Raw genomic sequence first — 21,526 nt, 5'->3', positions numbered from 1 at the left:
CGCGGCAAATTGATAGGTATTGAGTTAGAACCCACATTGAATTTTGTCGTTAAACTTTAGTTTAATGGCGTCTAACTAGAGTTTGATTGAGCTATGAGCCTTAGCAATCGGCGCGAGAATGCAAGTAAAGGTAATGAATATGAAAAATAACAAAATCCTGATCCTGGCCTCTGGTGCTTTGATGGCGATTAGCAGCATATTTTTCATTACCGATGTGGTAGAAGATTTTAATTCGCGTTTAGGTGCCAACTTGCCTTACTCTGACGCTGAGTTAGTGCATCTAATATTTGAGCTCACAGCCGTTTTGGCACTTGTGCTTGGGTTAGTCCAAATGGCGATGCATCTTCGAAGCTTGCAGCGCATAAACCGTGACCAAGCTAATTCCCTTCACCATTTGCGTGAAGATTTTGATGCGTTAATCCGCCAGAAATTTGATAATTGGGGCCTTTCTAAAACAGAGGCTGATATCGGTCTCTTGATAGTGCGTGGTATGAATAATGACGAGATTGCTGAAGCCCGCGGCGTGAAATTGGGGACTATCAAGTCACAGACCCACTCCTTGATGGGTAAGGCGGGTGTAAAGTCACGGGTTGAGCTTTTATCACTTTTCGTAGACGAGTTTATTGAGGTTGGCGTAAGTCCAAGAAAGTAGCCTCTTTTCTTGCACATTTGGCTACTCGACCCGCACCCATTCTCCGCCATTACGGCAGATCAAGCCACCAAGGACGCAGCCGTTTACAGTGATCTGGTTCGTCGCCAATTCAAGCCGCGATTTATATTCTTTACCGCGATCAGGTGCGTAGATGCGTCCCTCATAGGTGCCATTGGCCGCAGGGGTTAGATCCCATACTATCATCGTGCCGATCGTGTCGGGCGTAATGGCTTGGCCTGCGCTGTTTTCGGCCCGCTCCAACCTGCCGCAATAGGCCGCATCGCAGGCACTAATTCTGATATAGCCAACATCCCCATGATCATCGGGAGCGGTGCGCCATAGCCCTTCGATCGGGTCAGCGGCGGCCACACCTGTGGCCAAAAGAAAGATCATTGTCGCGTGTTTAAGGTATTTCATGTTGGGAAGTCTCCTAAGGCTAAAGGTCGAGCTCTGCGCGTGTCAAACGCTACCCATTCCAATAAAGAGTTGGCGGTTTGTATCCACGATCGCGCGCCGCCCATGCATCACGCGGGTGTTGTCCAAGATGGCAATATCGCCATCTTGCCAGTTAATCTCGTGGGTATGCGTCTCAGCCAGCTCAGCCAATTGGCCAATTTCCTCTGCGCTGACCACGTCATCTGCTGCGAAGTAGTAGCGTGGGGGGGCATAGTTATGAGATGGGCCAAGCACTGCATTGGCAAATCCCTGACCCCCGGACAGGTTTGAGGGGCGCACGGGCGATACGGTCAGGCGGTAATTCATACCGCCATCTTTCAAGAGGTCAAAATCTTGGTTTGGAATAAAGGCGCGGAATTCCTCAATATGACGTTCGGTCACTTCGTCAGGGCTAGAAATTGCGGGATGCTCGTTAGCAAGATAGCGTTTCCAAAGAGCCTCAGGCAAATAGCGTTCAACCACCATCGGTTGTTGCCAACGGGCTTTTTGATCCTCGGTCATGTCTTCAAACACGGCACGCCCGTCACAAATTGTTGTTTGCGAGCCTTCAAAGGCGGCGATTGGGCTGTAGAAGGCAACAATATCAGGGCAAACAGGTGTGTTGCCGTTTTCCGTATGCAGACCGATAGGCCCCGTGCCTGCATCAACCTTTTGCGTGTTTTTGTCGCCATATTCGCGGGCGGGGTCAAACGTGATCTTCTTGCACAAGGCGGTCGTGAGGGCACTGAATTTGGACATATCAGCGTCAAACCCGCGGAGAATGACCCACCCGTCACGGGTGAGATCTTCGCGCAGCTGTGTCAGAACAGCTGGGTCGGTGAGGGTTTGCGCCTCGGCTGTGGGGCGGATGATATTATAGCTCATGGATCAGACCTTTTCGTTTTCTGACGGCACATAGGGCAAGGGATGCGTGGGGATCCGTTTGGACTGCTTGATGAGGGCGTTATCCACCACCGCGGGAATGAGCGCATTGAGCCCTGCAAAAATCCGTTCAGCCATGCCTGGGTAAACAGTGCTGCGCCGTTTGGTGATGCCGCGCCATGCTTTGCGCGCGACGTGTTCGGGACTATCTAATTTCATCTCAAAGGGTGCGATGAGGTGGTCAAATTGCGATTGTGCCGGTGTCCGTGTGGCGCGCGGCGCGATATAGCTGACGGTGATGGAATATTCCTCTAATTCGCGGCGAAGTGCATCGGACAGGCCGCGCAAGGCAAATTTGCTCGCGGAATAGCTGGTAAAATAAGGAAACGCGATCATCCCAAACATTGAGCCAATATTGGCGATATGCCCTTTACGGCGCGCCAAGGTGGGGATCAGGTCACGCGTGAGCAAGATGGGCGCGATTAGGTTTGTATTCATCAGGCGCGTAATGTCTTCATCTTGTTGATCGGTGATCCGTCCTACGCTCAGGCAACCGGCATTGTTGATCAGTAGATCCAACCCATCCCCGATTGCATCACAGAGACGAAGGCGATCTTCGGGGCGGGTGATGTCAGCATCGATCACAGCCACAGAAACGCCTCGGATCTGTGCCGCTGTTTCCTCAAGTGCATAAAGACGGCGACCAACCAAAACCAGATCGTAGCCTGCTCGCCCCGCTTCGAGGGCAAGTGCGCGGCCAATGCCAGAACCTGCGCCTGTGATGACAGCTAAGGGTGGATGGGACGACATTAAGCATATTCCTTTGCTGGGTAGGTGAGGGGAAATTTCGGGGCGGTTTTCGACAAGTCCGACAGCATATTACGGGCAATGCCGCCGCCTGCTTTCAATAGATTTGGTAGATTGGCAGGAACTATGATCACCGAAGTTGGGCGGGCGTAGCTTGGCAATGCTGCGAGATGGGTTGCGATATGCTCTGGGGTGATGTCCCCGCGCAAAGCAGCAAGAATTTCCAACTCGCCTTGTGGGGTCTGCCATAAACCTGCTGCAACAATGCGCGGATCTGCACCAAGGCAGGCTTCGACCCATTCGGGGTTTATATTGCGGCCCGCCGGGGTGACGATCAGCCAGTCCTTGCGGCCCTCGATGATAAGATGCCCATCTTCAATGCGCCCCAAATCGCCTGTGCGCCATGGGGTTTCAGGGGCAGGGGCGCCAAGATAGCCCTCCATCACGCTTGGGCCAGACACAACGATTTCACCGTTATCAATCCAAGCGTTCACACCTGATAGGATTTTTCCAACTGTGCCGTGACGCAAAGCGCCCACACGGTTCATCGCCACGACCGAGCCGCATTCTGACAGGCCGTAACCTTCGTAGACGGGAAGTCCGAGATCGGCAGCCTGTTCGAGCAATGTGGGGGCAGTATGCGCGCCCCCGACTGCGACAAAGCGAAAGCTGTCGGGCGCTTTGATGCCTTTGGATTTTAGATATGCCACGAGGACTGATAGCAGAGCAGGCACGAGAATGGTTGTGCTGGGTTTGCTGGTTGTCATCGCCGTGATCACGGGCTGTGGATCGCCGCCCGACAGGGCTCCGAGCGCCGCTGCGCAAAATTCAATGCGCGCGCCACATAAGAGCGGCAAATAAAGACCCGCGATTTGCTCCAAAAGCTGCGCCATTGGCAAAAGTGAAAGATGCACATCCCGCGCATCAGGCGCGATCGCATCGCGTAGCCCTGTGATCACGGTTTGCATTTGTGTTTCGCCGATAACCACACCTTTAGGCGTCCCTGAAGAGCCTGAGGTGAAGATGATCCGCTTCGCGCCCTCGATTGGCTGAAAATCCTCCAGATAATCATGCGCGGCAGGTGGCGCGGGTAGGGTAATCTGCGGAAGGTCAGGCTGGTCTTGCCCAATAACCGCGGTCAGGCCTGCGGCTTGGATGATATGCGCTTTTTGCGTGGCGGAGAAAAACGGGGGCAGATGCACGCTGATGTGACCGCACGCGGTTAGCGCCAGATCTGCTAATGCAGCCTCTATTGGATCATATGTGGCAATGCCAATCACCTGTTGTGGCCCCTGCAAATAGGGGCGGCAGGCGGCAAGGAAACCCTGCAAAGCGCCATAAGTAATTGTTCGCGCCCCTTGCCCAAGTGCGATGGCCTCAGGCCTTTGTCTGGCCGTGGTGGCGATGGCTGCAAAGACTGACGCGACCATTACACAGCCCTCGCCGTGGTCAGGTCGTGACCCGCGACTTGGGCAGGATCACGGAACGCACAGACCCAAGGGTCTTGCTCGTAATAGCTGCCCCATTGGGACGCATGCGGCACGCAGGTAGCTTCAGCTTTGCTGAGCAGGATTGGGGTGATTTTAGCGCGCGACAAAAGCCGCCTAATCTGGCGGGTGGCCGTGAATATACCCCATCCAATCTGCTGTGACTGACCCCATTGGAACACTGTGCGCAAGGTTGGATAAATGGCGAAAGGTGACCGACAGGCAAGCCCCCCGACCTCTAGGACATCGTGCGGTTGAACATTGCATCCCGTTTGCAGGCTCAGGCGTTCATGAATGGGTTGGTCAAGATAATGCTGTGAAAAGAACCCTTCGTCATGGGTGCGAATGCCCGCTGCACAGGTGATTTGGTCGGCGTCGGCCATGGTTAAAACCAAGCGCGGCGGTCGAAAGGATATCTCTGCGCCAAATGCCGCACGATAGCTGTCACGCATATGCACGAGCCCGGATTCATAAAGCGGTGCAGTGCGGATATTATTTTGTTCAATCAAAAGTGAATTCACGACATGGCCTCCATTTGGCCGAAAAACTCATCGGTTGAGTTGCGTCGTATTGATTTGACGATTGAGAGTGAATTTGGCTATTGGACTGTGGTTATGTTTTGATCAAATATTCAAATTTATAACTTCAGTTCATACGTTGTGAAATTTGGTTGGCGACGTTACTATGTTTGTAAATCGTCCACCCTGCCAACCTTACCAAATCTGCCAACCAATAGTTGGCAGGTATCTTCAAGACGTTGCCATCGACGCGTCACGCTGATCTTTCTCCACCAATCCTCGTTCGATTAGCTTGGCGACCGCCCGAGAGACCGATCCTTTATCTGTGTCCAGGGCGTCAACGATTGCCTTTTGCATGCATCTTGGATGCTGCTTGATGAAGGCGTAGCATTTCTCTTGAAACGACCCGAGCGTTGCAACCTCTGGAGTGCCTTGGAAACTGAAGCCAGGGCTGTCCCAGCGGTATGCAAACTCACCGCCTTCAACTTCCTTGCCTACAACATGGGCGATTATATCTTTGGACCCAGGCCGCTGTTCTAAAACAATAGCGGTTTCAATCGTGGCACCAATCCCTTGCGAGCCCATTATGCGTTCGATCGGTGTTGACGGATTGCCGCTATCTTTGCGTGTGTGGTGAACATCCATGAGCGCGAGGTCGAGATCGTGTGCTAGCCGCCGCATAGGAGCAATTTCAGCCTCTGTCTCCTCATAGTTTTTTTCTGACAAGCTGGCGCGGCGGATAGAGGCTACTGTATCAACGATGATGCATTTTAGATCAGGCATTTCCGTTTTGATTGCCCTTAAAAACTCCAGACCGCTTTCGCCTCGCGGTAATGATACGTCGTTTACGAGGCAAGCCATCAGATACAGAGTGTGAAGCGGGAATGGACATAGGGCTTTGATCCGATCGCTCAGCGTGTAGCCTCTGCATCACTGGGCATAAATTCACAGATCATTGCCTTGACCCCAATGGGCACCGCCTATACCCAATTTTTATTCGTAATCAGATGGGAAATGGGCAAAGATGGCCGCTAGAGGGCATCACCATATCCGCCCGTGAAAGGCTAGACACGTGACCATCCATACTTATCTTGGCGACCTTCCTGACGGTCTGAAACTGGGGCCGATTGTGGCGATTGATTGCGAGACAATGGGGTTAAACCCACATCGTGACCGCCTGTGTTTGGTGCAATTGTCTGACGGGGATGGAAACGCGCATCTGGTGCAGATCACCCAGGATCAAACAGCAGCCCCAAATCTTTGCGCGCTTTTGACGGATCCGAACACGCTGAAATTATTTCATTTCGGGCGTTTCGATATCGCGGCAATGTATCATCGCTTTGGTGCTTTGGCCGCCCCTGTCTATTGCACAAAGATCGCCTCAAAACTGGTGCGCACCTTCACAGATCGGCACGGGCTGAAGAACCTCGCTCAAGAATTGATTGGCGTGGATATGTCAAAATATCAACAATCCTCTGATTGGGGGGCAAGCCATTTGACCGATGCCCAAAAGGATTACGCGGCCTCGGATGTGCTGTATCTGCACCAGATCAAGGATAAACTTGACGCCATGCTCGCCCGTGAGAACCGCCAAGAGATGGCGCAGGCGTGTTTTGATTTCCTGCCAACCCGTGCCAAGCTTGATTTGGCGGGATGGCCAGAGATTGACATCTTTGCGCATTGATCCAACCCCATGCCCCAAGGTGCCACCTATTCTCGGATCATAACATTCAGCAAGTTGGTTCTTCCGCTTGCTGCTTTGGTGGTGTTATCTCTGATGTTTCTGTTTTCGGGGCGCCCTGATCCGAACCAAGCTTTGCCTCTTGCCACGCAAAGCGCCGATGGCCAATTGGGCCAGAAAGGGATGACCAACCCCCGATTTGCGATGGTTACAGGATCTGGCGCTGAGGTGGAATTGATCGCATCTTCCGCTGAGCCAAGTGATGGAGATGCCAATCAAATTCTTGCCACCAATGTAACGGCAGAAATAACGCGGTTAACAGGCGGGCGCGATCAAATCACGGCTGATCAAGCCTTGTGGAATAGCCAAACCTCTGACACACGTTTAACTGGAAATATTGTTGCAACATCACCCGAAGGCTATAGGCTAGACACTGAGGAATTATCTATAAATGCCGCATCTGGTGACATTATCGCGCCCGCAGCGGTTTTGATCACATCGGACGGGATTCGCCTTGAAGCGGGGCAAATGGCAATCACTGGCCCGTCAGATCATCAGGTTGTGCATTTTCAGGGTGGCGTGCGGCTGCTATATGAGGGGAAATAGGGGGGCATATGCGGCAATTCTTCATCGCTATTTTCTTGATGGCCATAGGCCTACCTGCGCAGTCGCAGACACACGTGGGCTTTGGCGGCACCCCGCATGACAGCAGCGCCCCAATCGAAGTTGTCTCCGACAGTCTTGAGGTCGATGACACTAACGGAAATGCAATATTTCGCGGCAATGTGATCGCTGTGCAGGGCGATTTGCGCATCTCAGCGGCTGAAATCCACGTCCTCTATCAAACCAATGCCGAAACCGGCGGTCAAAACGATATCGACCAAGTGCAAGCTCTGGGTGGGGTTTTGATTACCCGCGGTGTGGACGCGGCCGAGGCTGAAACCGCCACCTATTTCGTAGCTCGCAACGAAATGGAAATGATTGGCAATGTTTTGGTCAGTCAACAAAGCGGTGTTATTGCGGGCGAGCGGATGCTACTTGATATTGCCACGGGGCAAGGCACGGTGGATGGGCGTGTGCGCACAACTTTGCAGGGGGCAAACCAGTAAGTCATGGCAAAGCGGGTGTCATTAAAGGTCGAAGAGGGCGCAGCGGGTTTGATCGTTTCAAGCCTCCGCAAAAGCTATCGCCGCAGACCCGTCATTCGTGATGTTTCCATGGAATTGCGCAGAGGTGAGGTCGTGGCATTGCTTGGGCCAAACGGGTCGGGCAAAACCACAAGTTTCTATGCAATCGCGGGCTTGGTCACGCCTGATGGTGGCAAAGTAATGTTGGATGGCCACGATGTGACGCGGTTGCCAATGTATCGCCGCGCACGGGCGGGCATCGGATATTTGCCACAGGAAATGTCGATTTTCCGCGGCCTATCAGTTGAGGCAAACATTCTATCAATCTTGGAGATATCCGAGAAAGACGCCGTAACACGGCGCAAACGGCTTGAAGATTTGCTGAGCGATTTCTCGATTGAACATTTGCGCCGCGCGCCCGCCCTATCCTTGTCAGGTGGGGAACGGCGGCGGGTGGAGATCGCGCGCTGCTTAGCATCAAATCCGCGCTATGTGTTGCTGGATGAGCCCTTCGCGGGCGTTGATCCGATTGCCGTGAACGATATCCGCAGCCTTGTTGCCGATCTCAAAACGCGCGGCATTGGCGTTTTGATCACCGACCATAATGTGCGTGAGACGCTGCAAATTGTGGATCGCGCCTATATCCTGCATGACGGCAAAATCTTAATGAGCGGCACCTCCAAAGATGTCGTGCAAGACGAGAATGTGCGCCGCGTTTATTTGGGCCAAAATTTCAAAATCGGCTGATCGTCTTCTGCTTTACGTTGACAGATGGCGGGGATTCGTCGCCAAATAGGGGTGATGTTTGACAGAGCCAACACCCTCTTCTTTCCTGTCGCGCTGCTGACCGCAGGCAGAAATAGATTTGGGCAGGCGGTATCCCTGACATCTTCTTTTATAGTGTAGCGTTGCAGCCTCGCTCCAACGCTATCTTTACATAATGGAGGTAACATGCGCTATCAAATCAGTGGGAAACAAATCGATATTGGCGAAGCACTCCAAACATATGTGAAAGACGGGCTTGGCGGGGCAGTTGCAAAATATGCTGAAAGACCAACGGATTCACATGTCGTTTTCTCAAAAAGTGGGCATGAGTTCGTGTGCGAATCCAATGTTCACCTTTCCACTGGACTCAGCGCATCTGCCAAGGGCAGCGATACAGAAATCTACGCGGCCTTTGATAAGTGCTGTGAGAAAATGGAAAAGCAACTGCGCAGATACAAGCGCAGATTGAAAGATCATCACCGCGAACGCGCAGAACCCGTTGAACATTTCGCTGCGGCCTCGTATATCCTCGCTTCAACAGACAAAGACGAAGATGATGCGGATGACACCTTGCAGCCCATCATCATCGCAGAAACCGAAACTAAAATCCCTTCGCTCTCTGTGGGTGAGGCGGTAATGCAGATGGAATTGGCGGGCGCCCCTGTCTTGGTATTCCGAAACGAAGCGAGCGCAGGCGTAAACATCGTCTATCGCCGCGAAGACGGAAATATCGGCTGGATTGATCCCCGCTAGACTGAAATAAAGACCCTGACGGGTAAGGAATACACGCGAATGGAACTTTCGATGCTCCTTGAGCCGCAAGGCGTGAAGGTTGTTTCTGATGTGACAAGCAAAAAGCGGCTTCTGCAGTCTCTTGCAGATGTGGCTGAGGGTTTGCTTGACGTCAGCGCCTCGGAAATTTTCGAAGCTCTGCAGGAGCGTGAAAGCCTAGGGCCAACAGGCGTGGGGCATGGCGTGGCCTTGCCCCATGCGCGTTTGTCGGCGCTCACGAAAATCACAGGCGTATTTTTCCGTCTCGAACGTCCCGTCAACTTTAATTCCGCAGACAGACGGCCTGTTGATCTGGTTTTTGCGCTATTTGCGCCTGCCGATACGGGCGTGGATCACCTCAAGGCGCTGGCGCGCGTGTCGCGCACATTGCGAGATGCGGAACTTTGCGAAAAATTGCGGGCAAATTCTGACCCAATGACACTGCACACCTTTTTGACAGGCGGCGCAGAAAGCCAAGCGGCCTAGGCCCAAGACCCAAATCCAAAACTGACATAGTCGCGCCGATAGGCCTCGGCGCAGACATCCTCAATTTCGGTCGTGTATACCTCAGAAAGCGAAATTGGATCGCAGGGATTGGGCAGAACGAAGGCCTGATCTTGTCCCGCCAAAGCAGGAAGGGCATTTGGCAATTCTTCGGCCCGCAACAAGAGATCAAGCAATTTCACCTGCGCCATGCCTTGCAAAATTGCAGTCTGGCTGGCCCAAGCAGGATCAACAGGAAGGCCCGTTTGCCCCGCCAGATTGCCCCGTAGAAATTTTAGAAATTGCAAGAATCCTGCGCGCTGCGCCTCAAGTGACCAATCTTGCACCCCACTTTGACTTGGCAAAACAAGCCCGTAGGTTTTGCTTAAAACGCGCCGCGCCGTTGCAAAATGAGGGCGTCCGTGGCTGACCACGATCACGCTGACGCGCGGCTGGCTCATTCTTTGCCCATCTCCGCAAGCATGACTTCGATCCGTGACACATCTTCAGGGTTGTTCAATTCCCAGAATTTCCGCCCTTTTGCTTCGACCTCGACACATAACACACGGCGACCAGACTCGAGGAAGCGCAATTGTTCTAACCCCTCAAGTGTCTCTAGCGGCCCTGTCGGCCATGTCGGATAGGCCAATAGCGCCTCGGGGCGATAAGCGTAAACACCCACATGATGAAAGACGGGGGTTTCTTCGGCGTCCTCAGAAATACCCGTGGTGTAGGGGATCACTTCCTTTGAAAAATAGAGTGCTTGGTGCGCGTTGCCAAAAACGGCCGTGGTCCCGCCAACGCGGCCTGCCTTACGATCCGCTTTGAATGCGGCCAAGGTTTCACCATCACAGCGCAAAACGGGCGTAGCAATGTCCGCAGATGGATCAGCGCGCAGGCCTGTGATCAACTCCTCCAAGAACCATGCAGGTGTCAGCGGCGCATCCCCCTGAAGGTTCACCACCATCTCAACATTTTGTCCAAGATTATTGAGGGCCTCTGCGCAGCGCTCCGTCCCATTCACACAATCGGACGAGGTCATCACAACCTGCGCGCCAAAACCTTGGGCCGCGTCTCGAATACGATCATCATCCGTGGCCACATAGACCGCGTCAAAACCGCTTACGGCACAAGCGGCGCGCCAACTGCGCTCAATCAGGCTCATAGATTTGCCCGAAACCCCGCGCAACTGCACCAAGGGTTTACCCGGATAGCGTGAGGATTGATACCGCGCGGGTATTACACAAATGACGCTCATGGCTCGATCAACTCCACGGTTGGGGCATAGGCGATGAAGAAGCTATTCTCAAAACCTGCCTTGCCATAGGTAAATTCCTGATGGGTTGAAAACTCCACCATCTGGCCGCCCGCACCGCGCAACACTGCATCGCCCGCAGCCGTATCCCATTCCATTGTGCGGCCAAGGCGCGGATAAAAATCCGCCTCACCCGAAGCAACCAAACAGAATTTCAAGGATGAGCCTGCGCTGCGCAAATCTGAAATTTCATAGGCACTGATATAGGCATCCGTGGCGGCATCGCGATGTGATTTCGAGGCGACAACGCGCAAGGCACTATTGTCGGCCTCTGCCACAGAAAGCAATTTCTGCGGGCCAATTTCATCGTGGTTAAAGGGCGTGAGTTCCTCAACCGATTTGCCATCCGCACGAGTGTAAAATAATCGCTGCTTCGCGGGCGCATAAACAACACCACGCTGAGGGCGACCATCCAAAACAAGGGCAATGTTGACTGTAAAATCCCCACGGCGCTGCACAAATTCCTTTGTGCCATCAAGCGGGTCAACAATGATGAAATCCCGCAAGGATTGCCGATGGGTTTCGGCCTGTTCTTCGGTCACAAGCGCAAGATCGGGAAAGGCTGCGCGCAGACCCGCAGAGATATAGGCATCCGCCGCCTGATCAGCGCGGGTCACGGGACTGTCATCTGATTTGCTTTCAACACCAAAATCATCTGAGGCATAAACCTCCATGATTTTTTCACCGGCCCCCAAGGCCAGACTTCGAAACACGCGCTCGATCTTGTCAAAATCCATTTTGTAACAATTTCCTTGACCAGATTGCCTTAAATGGCCTTTTGCGGTTATCCTAATCTCGTTGGATGGGGCAAGTAGATCATATATATCTTGCCAAACAAACCGACATCTATGGATCAAGGCCAGCATCCATGTTTGAAGCGCGACAAACGAATACGATGAGGCGTAGCCTCTTTTCCATGCTTGAGGTGACCTATCACGCCTCGGTTCAAAAGGTGCGTTCATCGCACCGCAATGCCGTTTGGGCCATCATGACCAGCATTTTACACGCGGGCATGTTTGTCGGCGGATTTTATCTGATGTTCTATATTCATCGGCGCGCGCGAGGCGAAACTGCGCGGCGATTTCATGATGTATCTCTTGTCAGGGATTTATTTATACCTCTGCCATATCCGCGCGGTGGCTGCTGTCTCTGCCGCAAAAGGCGGCACCTCATCCCTGATGCAACATGGGCCCATGAATCCAATTGTGGCGATTGCATCCTCGCTGATCTCGGCATTTTACGTGCAAACCATTTCGCTCTTGGTGATTTTATTCGCGCTGCACACGTTCAGCGGCACGGTGACCTTCCACAACTGGAAAGCCGCTTTGATGATTTACCTTTTGGCGTGGGGCTTGTGTTTCGCGCGATGCGCCCATGGTCCCCCGAAGTGACCCGATTTGTGCAACAGGCCTATATGCGGATCAATATGGTCGCGTCAGGCAAGATGTTTGTCGCCAATATGGTGCCGGGATTCATCATTTCGATGTTTGATTGGAACCCTTTGTTTCACATTGTCGACCAAATGCGCGGCGCCGTGTTCGTGAATTACTTTCCGCATCATACGAATTGGGAATACCCGCTTTATGTTGCCTGTGGCCTGTTGATTATTGGCCTGATGGCTGAGTTTTTCACAACCAAGCGGGCCTCAATGTCGTGGGATATGGGGCGCTAGCCAAGAATTTCGCAGAATTCCTTGTGATCTTTCCCAAATTCCTAGCGTTGCGCTGCTTGCAGGGGGCGATGTGCCTGCCTATATAGCCACCGAAACAGGCTGTTCTAAGCAGCCTATACATAAGCAGTGACGGAGCCGAGATCGGGCCGTTGCCGCATGTTCGCTTGAAGAAAAGGGACCAGAAAAGATGGCTAAAGTAATTGGCATTGACCTCGGCACCACAAACTCTTGTGTTGCGATTATGGACGGCGCGCAGCCGCGCGTGATTGAAAACGCTGAAGGCGCACGCACCACACCATCGATTGTTGGCTACACCGATGACGAACGTCTGGTGGGTCAATCGGCAAAGCGCCAAGCTGTTACCAATCCTGAAAACACAATTTTTGCTGTAAAGCGCCTGATCGGGCGTCGTTTGACCGATGCCGAAGTGGAAAAGGACAAGAACCTTGTTCCCTACAATATCATTGACGGCGGCAATGGTGACGCATGGGTCGAGGTAAAGGGCGAGAAATTCAGCCCCAGCCAAATTTCTGCACAAATCCTGACCAAGATGAAGGAAACTGCCGAGAATTATCTGGGCGAAGATGTGACACAGGCCGTGATCACTGTGCCTGCCTATTTCAACGATGCACAGCGTCAGGCGACCAAAGATGCGGGTAAAATCGCAGGCCTTGAGGTGCTGCGCATCATTAACGAGCCAACAGCGGCCGCTTTGGCCTATGGGTTGGACAAAAAAGACACCAAGACCATCGCGGTTTATGACCTTGGCGGCGGCACATTCGACATCACAATCCTTGAGATTGACGATGGCCTGTTTGAGGTAAAATCCACCAATGGGGACACGTTCCTTGGCGGTGAAGATTTCGACATGGCGATTGTGAATTACCTCGCGCAGGAATTCAAAAAGGAAAACAATGTCGATCTGACGCAAGACAAAATGGCGCTTCAGCGTCTCAAGGAAGCGGCGGAGAAAGCAAAGATTGAACTTTCCTCTTCGACCCAGACCGAGATCAACCAACCGTTCATCTCGATGGGGTCAAACGGCCAGCCCTTGCACCTTGTGCTGAAACTGACCCGCGCGAAATTGGAAAGCCTTGTAGGTGATCTGATCAAACGCTCGCTGAAACCATGTCAGGCCGCGTTGAAAGATGCGGGCCTCTCAAAAGGTGATATTGACGAGGTGGTTTTGGTCGGCGGCATGACCCGTATGCCTAAGGTAATCGAAGAAGTGTCTAACTTCTTTGGCAAGGAACCCCATAAAGGCGTGAACCCTGATGAGGTTGTGGCCATGGGCGCGGCCATTCAAGCGGGCGTATTGCAGGGCGATGTGAAGGATGTTGTTCTTTTGGACGTCACCCCGCTAAGCCTTGGGATTGAAACCTTGGGCGGTGTCTTTACCCGTCTGATCGACCGCAACACGACCATCCCAACCAAGAAAAGCCAGATTTTCTCGACCGCTGAGGACAATCAAAACGCGGTGACAATCCGCGTCTTCCAAGGCGAGCGGGAAATGGCCGCTGACAACAAAATGTTGGGCCAATTCAATCTGGAAAATATCCCACCTGCACCGCGCGGCATGCCACAGATCGAAGTGACCTTTGACATTGACGCGAACGGGATTGTCTCGGTTTCTGCGAAAGACAAAGGCACGGGCAAAGAGCAAAAGATCACCATCCAAGCATCAGGCGGCCTCAGCGATGAGGACATTGATCGCATGATCAAAGAGGCTGAGGAAAACTCTGATGCCGATAAGCAGCGCAAGGAATTGGTGGAAACCAAGAACCAAGCGGAAAGCCTGATCCACTCGACCCAGAAATCCTTGGAAGAACACTCTGACAAGGTTGATCCGACCACAGTCGAAGCAATCGAGTTGGCTATCAAAAACTTGGAAGAACAGATCGCGACCGATGATGCGGGCAAGATCAAATCTGGCATCCAAAACGTGACCGAAGCTGCAATGAAGCTTGGTGAGGCCATTTACAAAGCCCAAGCCGAGGATGGCGAAGGCGGTGATGAGCCATCTGGTGTCGATGATGACATCGTAGATGCCGATTTCGAAGATCTGGACGACAGAAAGCGCTCCTAATCGGGAAATTTGATCCCGATAGACCAGCTGGGGTGCGCCTTGGCTGGTCTGTGCGTTAAGAAAAGGGTGTCTACCGATGTCGAAGCGCGATTATTACGATGTTTTGGGTGTGGCGCGTGGCGCTTCACCTGAAGAAATCAAGAAAGCCTATCGTCAAAAGGCGAAAGAACTGCACCCCGACCGCAATTCTGACAATCCGAATGCGGAAGCGCAGTTCAAAGAAGCGAATGAAGCCTACGAAGTTCTGAAAGATGCTGATAAAAAAGCGGCTTATGATCGTTTTGGTCATGCGGCGTTTGATGGCGGTATGGCAGGTGGGCCCCGTGCAGGCGGCCCTCACGCAGGCGGTGATTTCGCCAGCGCCTTTTCGGATGTCTTCGAAGACCTTTTTGGCGATTTCATGGGCGGTGGCGGTGGCCGCGGTGGGCGTCAGCGCAGCACGCGCGGCTCTGATCTGCGCTATAATATGCGGATCACCTTGGAGGAAGCCTATGCGGGTTTCAGCCGCGAGATTACCGTTCCTACTGCCGTAACTTGTTCAAGCTGCTCGGGCAGCGGGTCAGAGGGCGGATCTGAACCCGTCACTTGCCCCACTTGTTCGGGCATGGGCAAAGTCCGCGCGCAACAAGGCTTTTTCACTGTGGAACGCACTTGCCCCACCTGTTCAGGCGTGGGTCAAATTGTGAAAAACCCCTGTCGATCCTGCGGGGGCGCGGGTCGCGAACAAAAAGATCGTCATCTTTCCATCAAAGTGCCCCCTGGTGTCGAAACAGGAACGCGCATTCGCCGCTCGGGCGAGGGCGAAGCAGGTCTACGCGGCGGGCCAGCGGGCGATCTCTATATTTTCATCGAAGTCGCCGAACACCCAATTTTCAAACGCGATGGCATTGATCTTTACTGCCGCGTGCCCGTGTCGATGGTCACCGCTGCCTTGGGTGGGGATGTCGAGGTGCCTTGCATTGATGGCGGACGCAGCCGCGTGAAGGTGGCCGAAGGCGCGCAATCTGGTCGCCAAATGCGTTTGCGCGGCAAAGGTATGCCCGCACTTCGCGGCAATGGCACAGGTGATATGTATATCGAATTGGCGCTTGAGACGCCTGTGAACTTGAATTCTGAGCAAAAAGACCTGCTTCGAAAGTTCGAGGAAAGCCTGAATAAGGGGAATAACCCCCACGCGTCAGGCTTTTTCGACAAGGTCAAAAGCTTTTTCGATGATCTGAAAAACTAATGTAAACCCCCGCTGTCGCGGGGGTTTTTGTTATTTTCCGATTTCGCAAGCCGCCATGACTGCCATATTCAAAATGTCATTCGCGGTCGACACAGTTGAACAAATCTGCACAGGCCGATCTGGCCCTGTCAAAATCGGGCCAATGACTGTAGCCCCCGCCATTTCTTGCATCAATTTCACTGAAATCGAGGCGGAGTGACGCGCAGGAACAACCAAAACATTGGCAGGGCCAGAGAGTTTGCAGAATGGATATTGCTGCATCGCGTCCCGATTAAGCGCAACATCCACCGCCATTTCACCATCAAATTCGAAATCGACCCCCTCGCGCGCCAAGATCGCAGGGGCATCCCCCATTTTTACAGCGCGCTCAGAGATTGGATAGCCAAATGTTGAAAAGCTGACAAAAGCTACACGCGGCTCAAGGCCCAAGATACGCGCAACATTTGCCCCGCGCTTGGCGATCAGGGCCAGATCCTCGGCTTCTGGCCATTCATGCACAAGCGTGTCGCCCACCAAAACAACACGACCCTTATGCATAAGCACTGTGATTCCAACCGCTCCATCCTTGGCGGAGGCGTCAAAAACATGATTGATCAAGCCCAAAGCATGCGCAGACTTTCGCGTGGCTCCTGTGACCAGACCATCCCCGTGTCCATGTGCAAGCATCAATGCCGAGAACACATGACGATCCCGCGCGGCCAGTCGATGGATGTCTTGGCGATCAAAGCCTTTGCGTTGGAGGCGGTTGTAAAGGAAATCCTTATAGGCATCTAAGTGGCGCGTTTTTGCGGCATTCACAATCTCAAGCTCGCTCACGGCATCCGCCAAACCCGCCGCTGAGAGTTTTTCCGCAACATCTGCCTCACGCCCAACGACCAGTGCTTTACCCAAACCATTGCGCTGATAGGCCACAGCGGCGCGCAAAACGCGAATATCGTCCCCTTCAGCAAAAATCATACGCGCCTGCGCATTACGGGCGCGGGCATAAATGCCCTGCATAATGGAAGAGGTCGGATCCATCCGTGCCTGCAAGTCATTGGCATAGGCATCGAGATCCAAAATTGGCCGCCGCGCTGCGCCCGTATCCATACCCGCGCGCGCAACAGCGAGCGGAATCGTATAGATCAATCGCGGGTCAAAAGGTGTGGGGATGATGTAATCGCGGCCAAAAGACAGCTTTTCACCATAGGCCATTGCGACCTCATCCGGCACATCTTCACGCGCAAGTTCGGCCAAGGCGCGCGCGCAGGCGATTTTCATTTCATCATTGATGGCGCGGGCGTGAATATCCAACGCACCGCGGAACAAATACGGGAAACCAAGAACGTTATTCACCTGATTGGGGTAATCACTGCGCCCCGTGGCCACGATCGCGTCAGGGCGCACCTCATGGGCTTCTTCTGGCGTGATTTCTGGGTCAGGATTTGCCATGGCGAAAATCACTGGGTTTTCGGCCATGGATTTCACCATGTCTTGCGTGACCGCCCCTTTTGCCGAAACACCAAGAAAAACATCAGCGCCGCGCATCGCGTCTTCAAGGCTGCGCAAGTCGGTTTGCACCGCATGGGCCGATTTCCACTGGTTCATCCCTTCCGTGCGGCCTTGGTAAACCACACCTTTCGTGTCGCAAATAATACAATTCTGATGCTGCGCCCCCATGGATTTCAGCAGCTCAAGGCAGGCGATCCCTGCCGCGCCTGCACCGTTCAAAACGATACGGACATCTTCGATTTTTTTGCCCGTCAAATGCAGCGCGTTGATCAAACCCGCCGCACAGATCACTGCTGTTCCGTGTTGGTCATCATGAAAGACAGGAATATCCATTTCTTCCTTGAGACGCTGTTCAATCATGAAACATTCGGGGGCCTTGATATCCTCAAGATTAATCCCGCCAAAGGTGGGCCCCATCAGGCGCACGGCGTTCACGAATTCATCGACATCTTCCGTGGCAAGCTCAATATCAATCGAGTTGATATCGGCAAAGCGTTTGAACAAGACCGCTTTACCTTCCATCACGGGCTTTGAGGCGAGTGCGCCTAGATTTCCAAGACCTAGAACGGCTGTCCCGTTTGAGATCACAGCAACCAGATTGCCCTTAGTCGTATAATCATACGCGGTTTCGGGGTTTTGCGCGATCACCTCGCAGGGAACGGCCACACCTGGCGAATAGGCAAGGCTGAGATCCCGTTGGGTCGACATCGCGGTTGACGCGGAAATGTCAATTTTTCCCGGGCGGGGTTCCAAGTGATAAGCCAAAGCCTCTTCACGCGTGACCTTTGGTTTATTTGCCATAAATTCGCCTCCTCTTTCATTCGGTTTACAATCCCTTGACCGTGGCGACAACGCATCTCTTTTGTCCCTTCAAACAATGCCGCAGAGACAGTAGGGTAAGCCCAAAGAAGGGGGCAGGAATGACAGGCCAAGTCACGCCAATGATGGCGCAATATCTTGAGGTGAAAGCCCGCCACGCGGATGCGTTATTGTTTTACCGCATGGGCGATTTCTATGAGATGTTTTTTGATGATGCTGTCGCCGCCGCCGAGGCATTGGACATCGCCCTAACAAAGCGCGGTCAACATCTGGGCGAAGACATTCCTATGTGCGGTGTCCCCGTTCATGCCGCTGAAAACTATTTGCTAACATTGATCCGCAAGGGATTTCGCGTTGCCGTCTGTGAACAGCTCGAAGACCCCGCCGAGGCGAAAAAGCGCGGGTCGAAATCGGTTGTTAAGCGCGATGTCGTGCGGGTTGTCACCCCAGGCACTTTAACCGAGGACAGCCTGCTGGACGCGCGGCGCCACAATTATCTAACGGCTTATTTTGAATCACGGGACGGATCAGCCGCGCTTGCATGGTGCGATATGTCGACTGGAGGGTTTTGGGTGATGCCCGTAACCCCCGCACGGCTTGGCCCAGAATTGGCGCGCCTTACACCGCGCGAAATTCTTATCTCGGAAAATCTTGATCCAAGCCGCATTGCCTTAATCGAAGAGACAGGCGCAAGCGTGACACGCCTTGCACCGTCAAGCTTTGACAGCAGATCCGCAGAAACACGGCTTACCGATTTGTTCAAGGTCGACAGCCTAGAGGCCTTTGGCCAGTTTGAGCGTCCTGATCTCTCCGCCATGGGGGCGGTGGTCGATTATTTGGACATCACGCAAAAGGGCAATCTGCCCCGCTTGCAGCGGCCACAGCGGCAATCTTTGACGCGGGTGATGTTGATTGATGCCGCAACGCGGAAAAATTTGGAAATTACACGATCGCTGTCGGGCGGGCGCAAAGGCAGTCTTTTGGCGGTGATCGACAAAACTGTGACCAGTGCAGGTGGGCGTTTGTTGGAGCGGCGCCTTTCCGCCCCGTCCACCGATTTTGACGAAATCACAGCCCGACATGATGCGGTCACCTTCGCGCTGTCGAATTCTTCGATTTCGGAAAGACTGCGCGAGATTTTGCGAAAAGTGCCTGACATGGAACGCGCGCTGTCACGCCTATCCTTGGATCGAGCCAGTCCACGGGATTTGGCCGCAATCCGTTCGGGTCTACGCCAAGCACAGGAGGTAGCAGCACAGCTTGGCGGGATCGAACTTTCCTCGTTATGGCTGAATTTAGTGACTGATCTGGTCGGTCATGAACCCTTGATTAGGCTGCTGACAGATGCCCTGATAGAGGAGCCGCCCCTACTCGCCCGCGATGGGGGATTCGTTGCGTCAGGCTATCACCCTGAGCTGGATGAGATGCGCGCCCTTCGGGATGAGGGGCGTGGAATTGTCGCAAAAATGCAAGCCGACTACGTCAGCACGACAGGCATTCCATCCCTAAAGATCAAACACAATAATGTGCTTGGCTATTTCATAGAAACGACCGCCACCCACGCGGAAAAGATGCTATCTGCCCCCCTGTCCGAGCAGTTTATCCATCGCCAGACCACGGCCAATGCGGTGCGCTTTACCACTGTTGACTTGTCCGAACTCGAAACGAAGATCCTTAATTCTGGCGCGCGGGCGATTGAAATTGAGAAACAAATCTTTGAGACGCTGCGCCAAGAGGTTTTAGCACAGTTTGATCCCGTCATGCGTGCCGCATTTGCCCTCGCATCAGCGGATTTTTATCTGGCCTTGGCGCATATTGCGCGGGCACAAGATTGGGTACGACCAGAGATCACAAAAGATCGCGATTTTGATATTGTCGCAGGTCGCCATCCCGTGGTTGAGGACGCGCTTCGCGGCAGCAAAGATCGCTTTGTTCCAAATGACTGCGCGCTATCTCCGCAGAGTGATGCCGCCGCCATACAATTGCTGACTGGCCCCAATATGGCGGGTAAGTCGACCTATTTGCGGCAAAACGCATTGATTGTGATTTTGGCTCAAATGGGCGGTTTTGTGCCTGCAAGATCGGCAAAACTGGGGTTGATCAGCCAAGTTTTCAGTCGCGTTGGGGCCTCAGATGATCTTGCGCGCGGCAGGTCGACCTTCATGGTCGAGATGGTGGAAACAGCCGCGATTTTGAACCAAGCCGATCATCGCGCCTTAGTAATCCTTGATGAAATAGGGCGCGGGACAGCCACCTATGACGGGCTGTCGATCGCATGGGCCACGTTCGAATTTCTACATGATGTTAATAAGTGCCGCGCACTTTTTGCGACCCACTACCACGAATTAACCGCGCTTGCGAGCACCCTATCAGGCGCGCGCAATGCAACCGTTGCGGTCAAAGAATTTGAAGGTGAGATCGTCTTTCTTCACGAATTACGCGAAGGCGCCGCGGATCGATCCTATGGGGTTCAGGTTGCGAAACTTGCAGGATTGCCGCCTGCGGTGATCCATCGCTCCGAAGAGGTTTTGAAGAAACTGGAAAAGAATGATCGTGAGGGCGGCGCGCAGAAATCGCTGATTGATGATTTGCCGCTCTTTACCGCGCAGCCTGCGCCACAAGCCCCCAAATCATCCCCGCTTGAGGATCGCCTCCATGCCGTGCATCCCGATGAGATGACGGCGCGCGAGGCACTCGACTTGATTTACGACCTAAAGGCGTTGATGAAGGATTAGGATTTTGGTGTTGATGACACACCCACCTGCGCAGGCCGCAAAAGGCGATCATGCAACAGGAATCCTTCGGTCATAACCTGAATGATCTGGCCCGCTGTCGTGCCTGGAACGGGGGCCTCAAACATCGCCTGATGCATTTGCGGGTCGAATTGGTCGCCCTCTTCGGGTTTCACGACTGTCACGCCATGTTTTGAGAAAACATTCAAAAGCTCGCGCAAGGTCAGCTCAATACCTTCGATCACGCTGCCCGCAACATCACGTTGCTCATCACCAACAGCAGATAAAGCGCGGTTGAGGTTGTCATAAACAGGCAACAAATCGCGCGCGAGGCGGGTGCCGCCATAATGCTCGGCTTCGCGGCGATCCCGCTCGGCACGTTTGCGCAGATTTTCGGAATCCGCCATGACGCGCAACAAACGATCGCGCAGTTGATCCCGCTCCTCAGTCAGTGCAGCAATAACGCCTTCGGGGCTTGTATCAACATCCTCGCCAATGCCTTCGGCAAGGTCGATATCTTCCTCAGGCGCGTCAATATCATCAAGGAATTGCTCTTCCTGTGGCTCTGCCATCTT

The 21,526-nt window shown here is 53.4% G+C and carries 22 protein-coding genes; 11 read left to right on the top strand and 11 right to left on the bottom strand.

Features of this window, described 5'->3' with window-relative positions; translation table 11 throughout:
* Positions 1-139 precede the first annotated feature (139 nt).
* Positions 140-652 carry a helix-turn-helix transcriptional regulator gene (locus AAC636_RS01285; RefSeq protein WP_340262544.1) on the top strand — a complete coding sequence of 171 codons (513 nt, stop codon included), beginning with the start codon at positions 140-142 and terminating at the stop codon, positions 650-652.
* Between the two features lie 21 nt (positions 653-673).
* On the opposite strand, the gene AAC636_RS01280 is transcribed toward AAC636_RS01285, so the two are convergent.
* The 6 genes from AAC636_RS01280 to AAC636_RS01255 all read right to left on the bottom strand — a co-directional run bounded on the left by AAC636_RS01280 (position 674) and on the right by AAC636_RS01255 (position 5,642).
* On the bottom strand, positions 674-1,069 hold the full coding sequence (locus AAC636_RS01280) for a DUF2147 domain-containing protein (protein ID WP_340300103.1): 396 nt from the start codon (positions 1,067-1,069) through the stop codon (positions 674-676).
* Positions 1,070-1,111: 42 nt separating this feature from the next.
* Positions 1,112-1,972: a TauD/TfdA family dioxygenase gene (locus tag AAC636_RS01275; RefSeq protein WP_340262549.1), complete on the bottom strand. Its 861-nt coding sequence runs from the start codon at positions 1,970-1,972 to the stop codon at positions 1,112-1,114.
* A 3-nt stretch (positions 1,973-1,975) separates the two neighbouring features.
* On the bottom strand, positions 1,976-2,779 hold the full coding sequence (locus tag AAC636_RS01270) for an SDR family NAD(P)-dependent oxidoreductase (protein WP_340300102.1): 804 nt from the start codon (positions 2,777-2,779) through the stop codon (positions 1,976-1,978).
* Positions 2,779-4,206, bottom strand: coding sequence for an AMP-binding protein (locus AAC636_RS01265; RefSeq protein WP_340300101.1), 1,428 nt, complete (start codon positions 4,204-4,206; stop codon positions 2,779-2,781). Before AAC636_RS01265 ends, AAC636_RS01270 begins: the two co-directional genes overlap by 1 nt.
* Positions 4,206-4,784: a thermostable hemolysin gene (locus AAC636_RS01260; RefSeq protein ID WP_340262556.1), complete on the bottom strand. Its 579-nt coding sequence runs from the start codon at positions 4,782-4,784 to the stop codon at positions 4,206-4,208. Before AAC636_RS01260 ends, AAC636_RS01265 begins: the two co-directional genes overlap by 1 nt.
* 228 nt (positions 4,785-5,012) lie before the next feature.
* Positions 5,013-5,642 carry a MarR family transcriptional regulator gene (locus tag AAC636_RS01255; RefSeq protein WP_340300100.1) on the bottom strand — a complete coding sequence of 210 codons (630 nt, stop codon included), beginning with the start codon at positions 5,640-5,642 and terminating at the stop codon, positions 5,013-5,015.
* A gap of 211 nt (positions 5,643-5,853) precedes the next feature.
* Here AAC636_RS01255 and AAC636_RS01250 point away from each other — a divergent pair, with 211 nt between their 5' ends.
* From AAC636_RS01250 to AAC636_RS01225, 6 genes are all read left to right on the top strand, one after another.
* Positions 5,854-6,465, top strand: coding sequence for a ribonuclease D (locus tag AAC636_RS01250; protein WP_340300099.1), 612 nt, complete (start codon positions 5,854-5,856; stop codon positions 6,463-6,465).
* Positions 6,466-6,474: 9 nt separating this feature from the next.
* Positions 6,475-7,068 (top strand): LPS export ABC transporter periplasmic protein LptC, encoded by a 594-nt coding sequence (lptC, locus tag AAC636_RS01245; RefSeq protein ID WP_340300098.1) that lies wholly within the window; start codon positions 6,475-6,477, stop codon positions 7,066-7,068.
* An 8-nt stretch (positions 7,069-7,076) separates the two neighbouring features.
* Positions 7,077-7,571 carry an LptA/OstA family protein gene (locus tag AAC636_RS01240; RefSeq protein WP_340300097.1) on the top strand — a complete coding sequence of 165 codons (495 nt, stop codon included), beginning with the start codon at positions 7,077-7,079 and terminating at the stop codon, positions 7,569-7,571.
* A 3-nt stretch (positions 7,572-7,574) separates the two neighbouring features.
* Positions 7,575-8,336 carry an LPS export ABC transporter ATP-binding protein gene (lptB, locus tag AAC636_RS01235; RefSeq protein ID WP_340300096.1) on the top strand — a complete coding sequence of 254 codons (762 nt, stop codon included), beginning with the start codon at positions 7,575-7,577 and terminating at the stop codon, positions 8,334-8,336.
* Positions 8,337-8,540: 204 nt separating this feature from the next.
* Positions 8,541-9,107 (top strand): ribosome hibernation-promoting factor, HPF/YfiA family, encoded by a 567-nt coding sequence (hpf, locus tag AAC636_RS01230; protein WP_340262571.1) that lies wholly within the window; start codon positions 8,541-8,543, stop codon positions 9,105-9,107.
* A 39-nt stretch (positions 9,108-9,146) separates the two neighbouring features.
* The gene (locus AAC636_RS01225) at positions 9,147-9,611 is read left to right on the top strand and encodes a PTS sugar transporter subunit IIA (protein ID WP_340300095.1); all 465 of its coding nucleotides are present in this window, start codon (positions 9,147-9,149) and stop codon (positions 9,609-9,611) included.
* Here the strand turns inward: AAC636_RS01225 and AAC636_RS01220 are convergent.
* From AAC636_RS01220 to cysQ, 3 genes are read right to left on the bottom strand one after another with little or no spacing between them, the layout of a single operon-like run.
* Positions 9,608-10,069, bottom strand: coding sequence for a hypothetical protein (locus tag AAC636_RS01220; protein ID WP_340300094.1), 462 nt, complete (start codon positions 10,067-10,069; stop codon positions 9,608-9,610). The two genes, AAC636_RS01225 and AAC636_RS01220, sit on opposite strands and share 4 nt — an antisense overlap.
* Complete coding sequence (locus AAC636_RS01215) at positions 10,066-10,866, bottom strand: 3-deoxy-manno-octulosonate cytidylyltransferase (protein WP_340300093.1); 801 nt, start codon at positions 10,864-10,866, stop codon at positions 10,066-10,068. The genes AAC636_RS01220 and AAC636_RS01215 overlap by 4 nt, the downstream gene beginning before the upstream one ends.
* Positions 10,863-11,660: a 3'(2'),5'-bisphosphate nucleotidase CysQ gene (cysQ, locus tag AAC636_RS01210; protein WP_340262580.1), complete on the bottom strand. Its 798-nt coding sequence runs from the start codon at positions 11,658-11,660 to the stop codon at positions 10,863-10,865. The genes AAC636_RS01215 and cysQ overlap by 4 nt, the downstream gene beginning before the upstream one ends.
* 131 nt (positions 11,661-11,791) lie before the next feature.
* Here cysQ and AAC636_RS01205 point away from each other — a divergent pair, with 131 nt between their 5' ends.
* The 3 genes from AAC636_RS01205 to dnaJ all read left to right on the top strand — a co-directional run bounded on the left by AAC636_RS01205 (position 11,792) and on the right by dnaJ (position 15,909).
* The gene (locus AAC636_RS01205; RefSeq protein WP_340300092.1) at positions 11,792-12,595 is read left to right on the top strand and encodes an ABC transporter permease; all 804 of its coding nucleotides are present in this window, start codon (positions 11,792-11,794) and stop codon (positions 12,593-12,595) included.
* A gap of 187 nt (positions 12,596-12,782) precedes the next feature.
* Positions 12,783-14,681 (top strand): molecular chaperone DnaK, encoded by a 1,899-nt coding sequence (dnaK, locus tag AAC636_RS01200; RefSeq protein ID WP_340300091.1) that lies wholly within the window; start codon positions 12,783-12,785, stop codon positions 14,679-14,681.
* Positions 14,682-14,757: 76 nt separating this feature from the next.
* Positions 14,758-15,909: a molecular chaperone DnaJ gene (gene dnaJ / locus AAC636_RS01195; RefSeq protein ID WP_340243995.1), complete on the top strand. Its 1,152-nt coding sequence runs from the start codon at positions 14,758-14,760 to the stop codon at positions 15,907-15,909.
* 30 nt (positions 15,910-15,939) lie between these two features.
* Here the strand turns inward: dnaJ and AAC636_RS01190 are convergent, their stop codons facing one another.
* On the bottom strand, positions 15,940-18,201 hold the full coding sequence (locus tag AAC636_RS01190; protein ID WP_340300090.1) for an NADP-dependent malic enzyme: 2,262 nt from the start codon (positions 18,199-18,201) through the stop codon (positions 15,940-15,942).
* 119 nt (positions 18,202-18,320) lie between these two features.
* On the opposite strand from AAC636_RS01190, the gene mutS reads away from it, so the two are divergent.
* On the top strand, positions 18,321-20,954 hold the full coding sequence (gene mutS, locus AAC636_RS01185) for a DNA mismatch repair protein MutS (protein ID WP_340300089.1): 2,634 nt from the start codon (positions 18,321-18,323) through the stop codon (positions 20,952-20,954).
* Here the strand turns inward: mutS and AAC636_RS01180 are convergent.
* Complete coding sequence (locus tag AAC636_RS01180; protein ID WP_317657063.1) at positions 20,951-21,523, bottom strand: nucleotide exchange factor GrpE; 573 nt, start codon at positions 21,521-21,523, stop codon at positions 20,951-20,953. The genes mutS and AAC636_RS01180 overlap by 4 nt on opposite strands.
* Positions 21,524-21,526 lie beyond the last annotated feature (3 nt).

It is taken from the genome of Roseobacter sp. HKCCD5988 (assembly GCF_037830355.1).
GTDB lineage: Bacteria > Pseudomonadota > Alphaproteobacteria > Rhodobacterales > Rhodobacteraceae > M30B80.
Note: the sequence above shows the minus strand (reverse complement) of the source record. Positions and strands in the feature narration are given on the sequence as shown.

Coding starts and splice junctions, on each gene's coding strand:
- AAC636_RS01280 (WP_340300103.1), bottom strand. CDS start 1,069: ATGAAATACCTTAAACACGCGACAATGATCTTTCTTTTGGCCACAGGT.
- AAC636_RS01240 (WP_340300097.1), top strand. CDS start 7,077: ATGCGGCAATTCTTCATCGCTATTTTCTTGATGGCCATAGGCCTACCT.
- AAC636_RS01275 (WP_340262549.1), bottom strand. CDS start 1,972: ATGAGCTATAATATCATCCGCCCCACAGCCGAGGCGCAAACCCTCACC.
- AAC636_RS01265 (WP_340300101.1), bottom strand. CDS start 4,206: ATGGTCGCGTCAGTCTTTGCAGCCATCGCCACCACGGCCAGACAAAGG.
- hpf (WP_340262571.1), top strand. CDS start 8,541: ATGCGCTATCAAATCAGTGGGAAACAAATCGATATTGGCGAAGCACTC.
- AAC636_RS01220 (WP_340300094.1), bottom strand. CDS start 10,069: ATGAGCCAGCCGCGCGTCAGCGTGATCGTGGTCAGCCACGGACGCCCT.
- AAC636_RS01205 (WP_340300092.1), top strand. CDS start 11,792: ATGTTTGAAGCGCGACAAACGAATACGATGAGGCGTAGCCTCTTTTCC.
- lptB (WP_340300096.1), top strand. CDS start 7,575: ATGGCAAAGCGGGTGTCATTAAAGGTCGAAGAGGGCGCAGCGGGTTTG.
- AAC636_RS01215 (WP_340300093.1), bottom strand. CDS start 10,866: ATGAGCGTCATTTGTGTAATACCCGCGCGGTATCAATCCTCACGCTAT.
- AAC636_RS01225 (WP_340300095.1), top strand. CDS start 9,147: ATGGAACTTTCGATGCTCCTTGAGCCGCAAGGCGTGAAGGTTGTTTCT.
- AAC636_RS01285 (WP_340262544.1), top strand. CDS start 140: ATGAAAAATAACAAAATCCTGATCCTGGCCTCTGGTGCTTTGATGGCG.
- AAC636_RS01190 (WP_340300090.1), bottom strand. CDS start 18,201: ATGGCAAATAAACCAAAGGTCACGCGTGAAGAGGCTTTGGCTTATCAC.
- dnaJ (WP_340243995.1), top strand. CDS start 14,758: ATGTCGAAGCGCGATTATTACGATGTTTTGGGTGTGGCGCGTGGCGCT.
- AAC636_RS01180 (WP_317657063.1), bottom strand. CDS start 21,523: ATGGCAGAGCCACAGGAAGAGCAATTCCTTGATGATATTGACGCGCCT.
- mutS (WP_340300089.1), top strand. CDS start 18,321: ATGACAGGCCAAGTCACGCCAATGATGGCGCAATATCTTGAGGTGAAA.
- dnaK (WP_340300091.1), top strand. CDS start 12,783: ATGGCTAAAGTAATTGGCATTGACCTCGGCACCACAAACTCTTGTGTT.
- cysQ (WP_340262580.1), bottom strand. CDS start 11,660: ATGGATTTTGACAAGATCGAGCGCGTGTTTCGAAGTCTGGCCTTGGGG.
- AAC636_RS01255 (WP_340300100.1), bottom strand. CDS start 5,642: ATGGCTTGCCTCGTAAACGACGTATCATTACCGCGAGGCGAAAGCGGT.
- lptC (WP_340300098.1), top strand. CDS start 6,475: ATGCCCCAAGGTGCCACCTATTCTCGGATCATAACATTCAGCAAGTTG.
- AAC636_RS01270 (WP_340300102.1), bottom strand. CDS start 2,779: ATGTCGTCCCATCCACCCTTAGCTGTCATCACAGGCGCAGGTTCTGGC.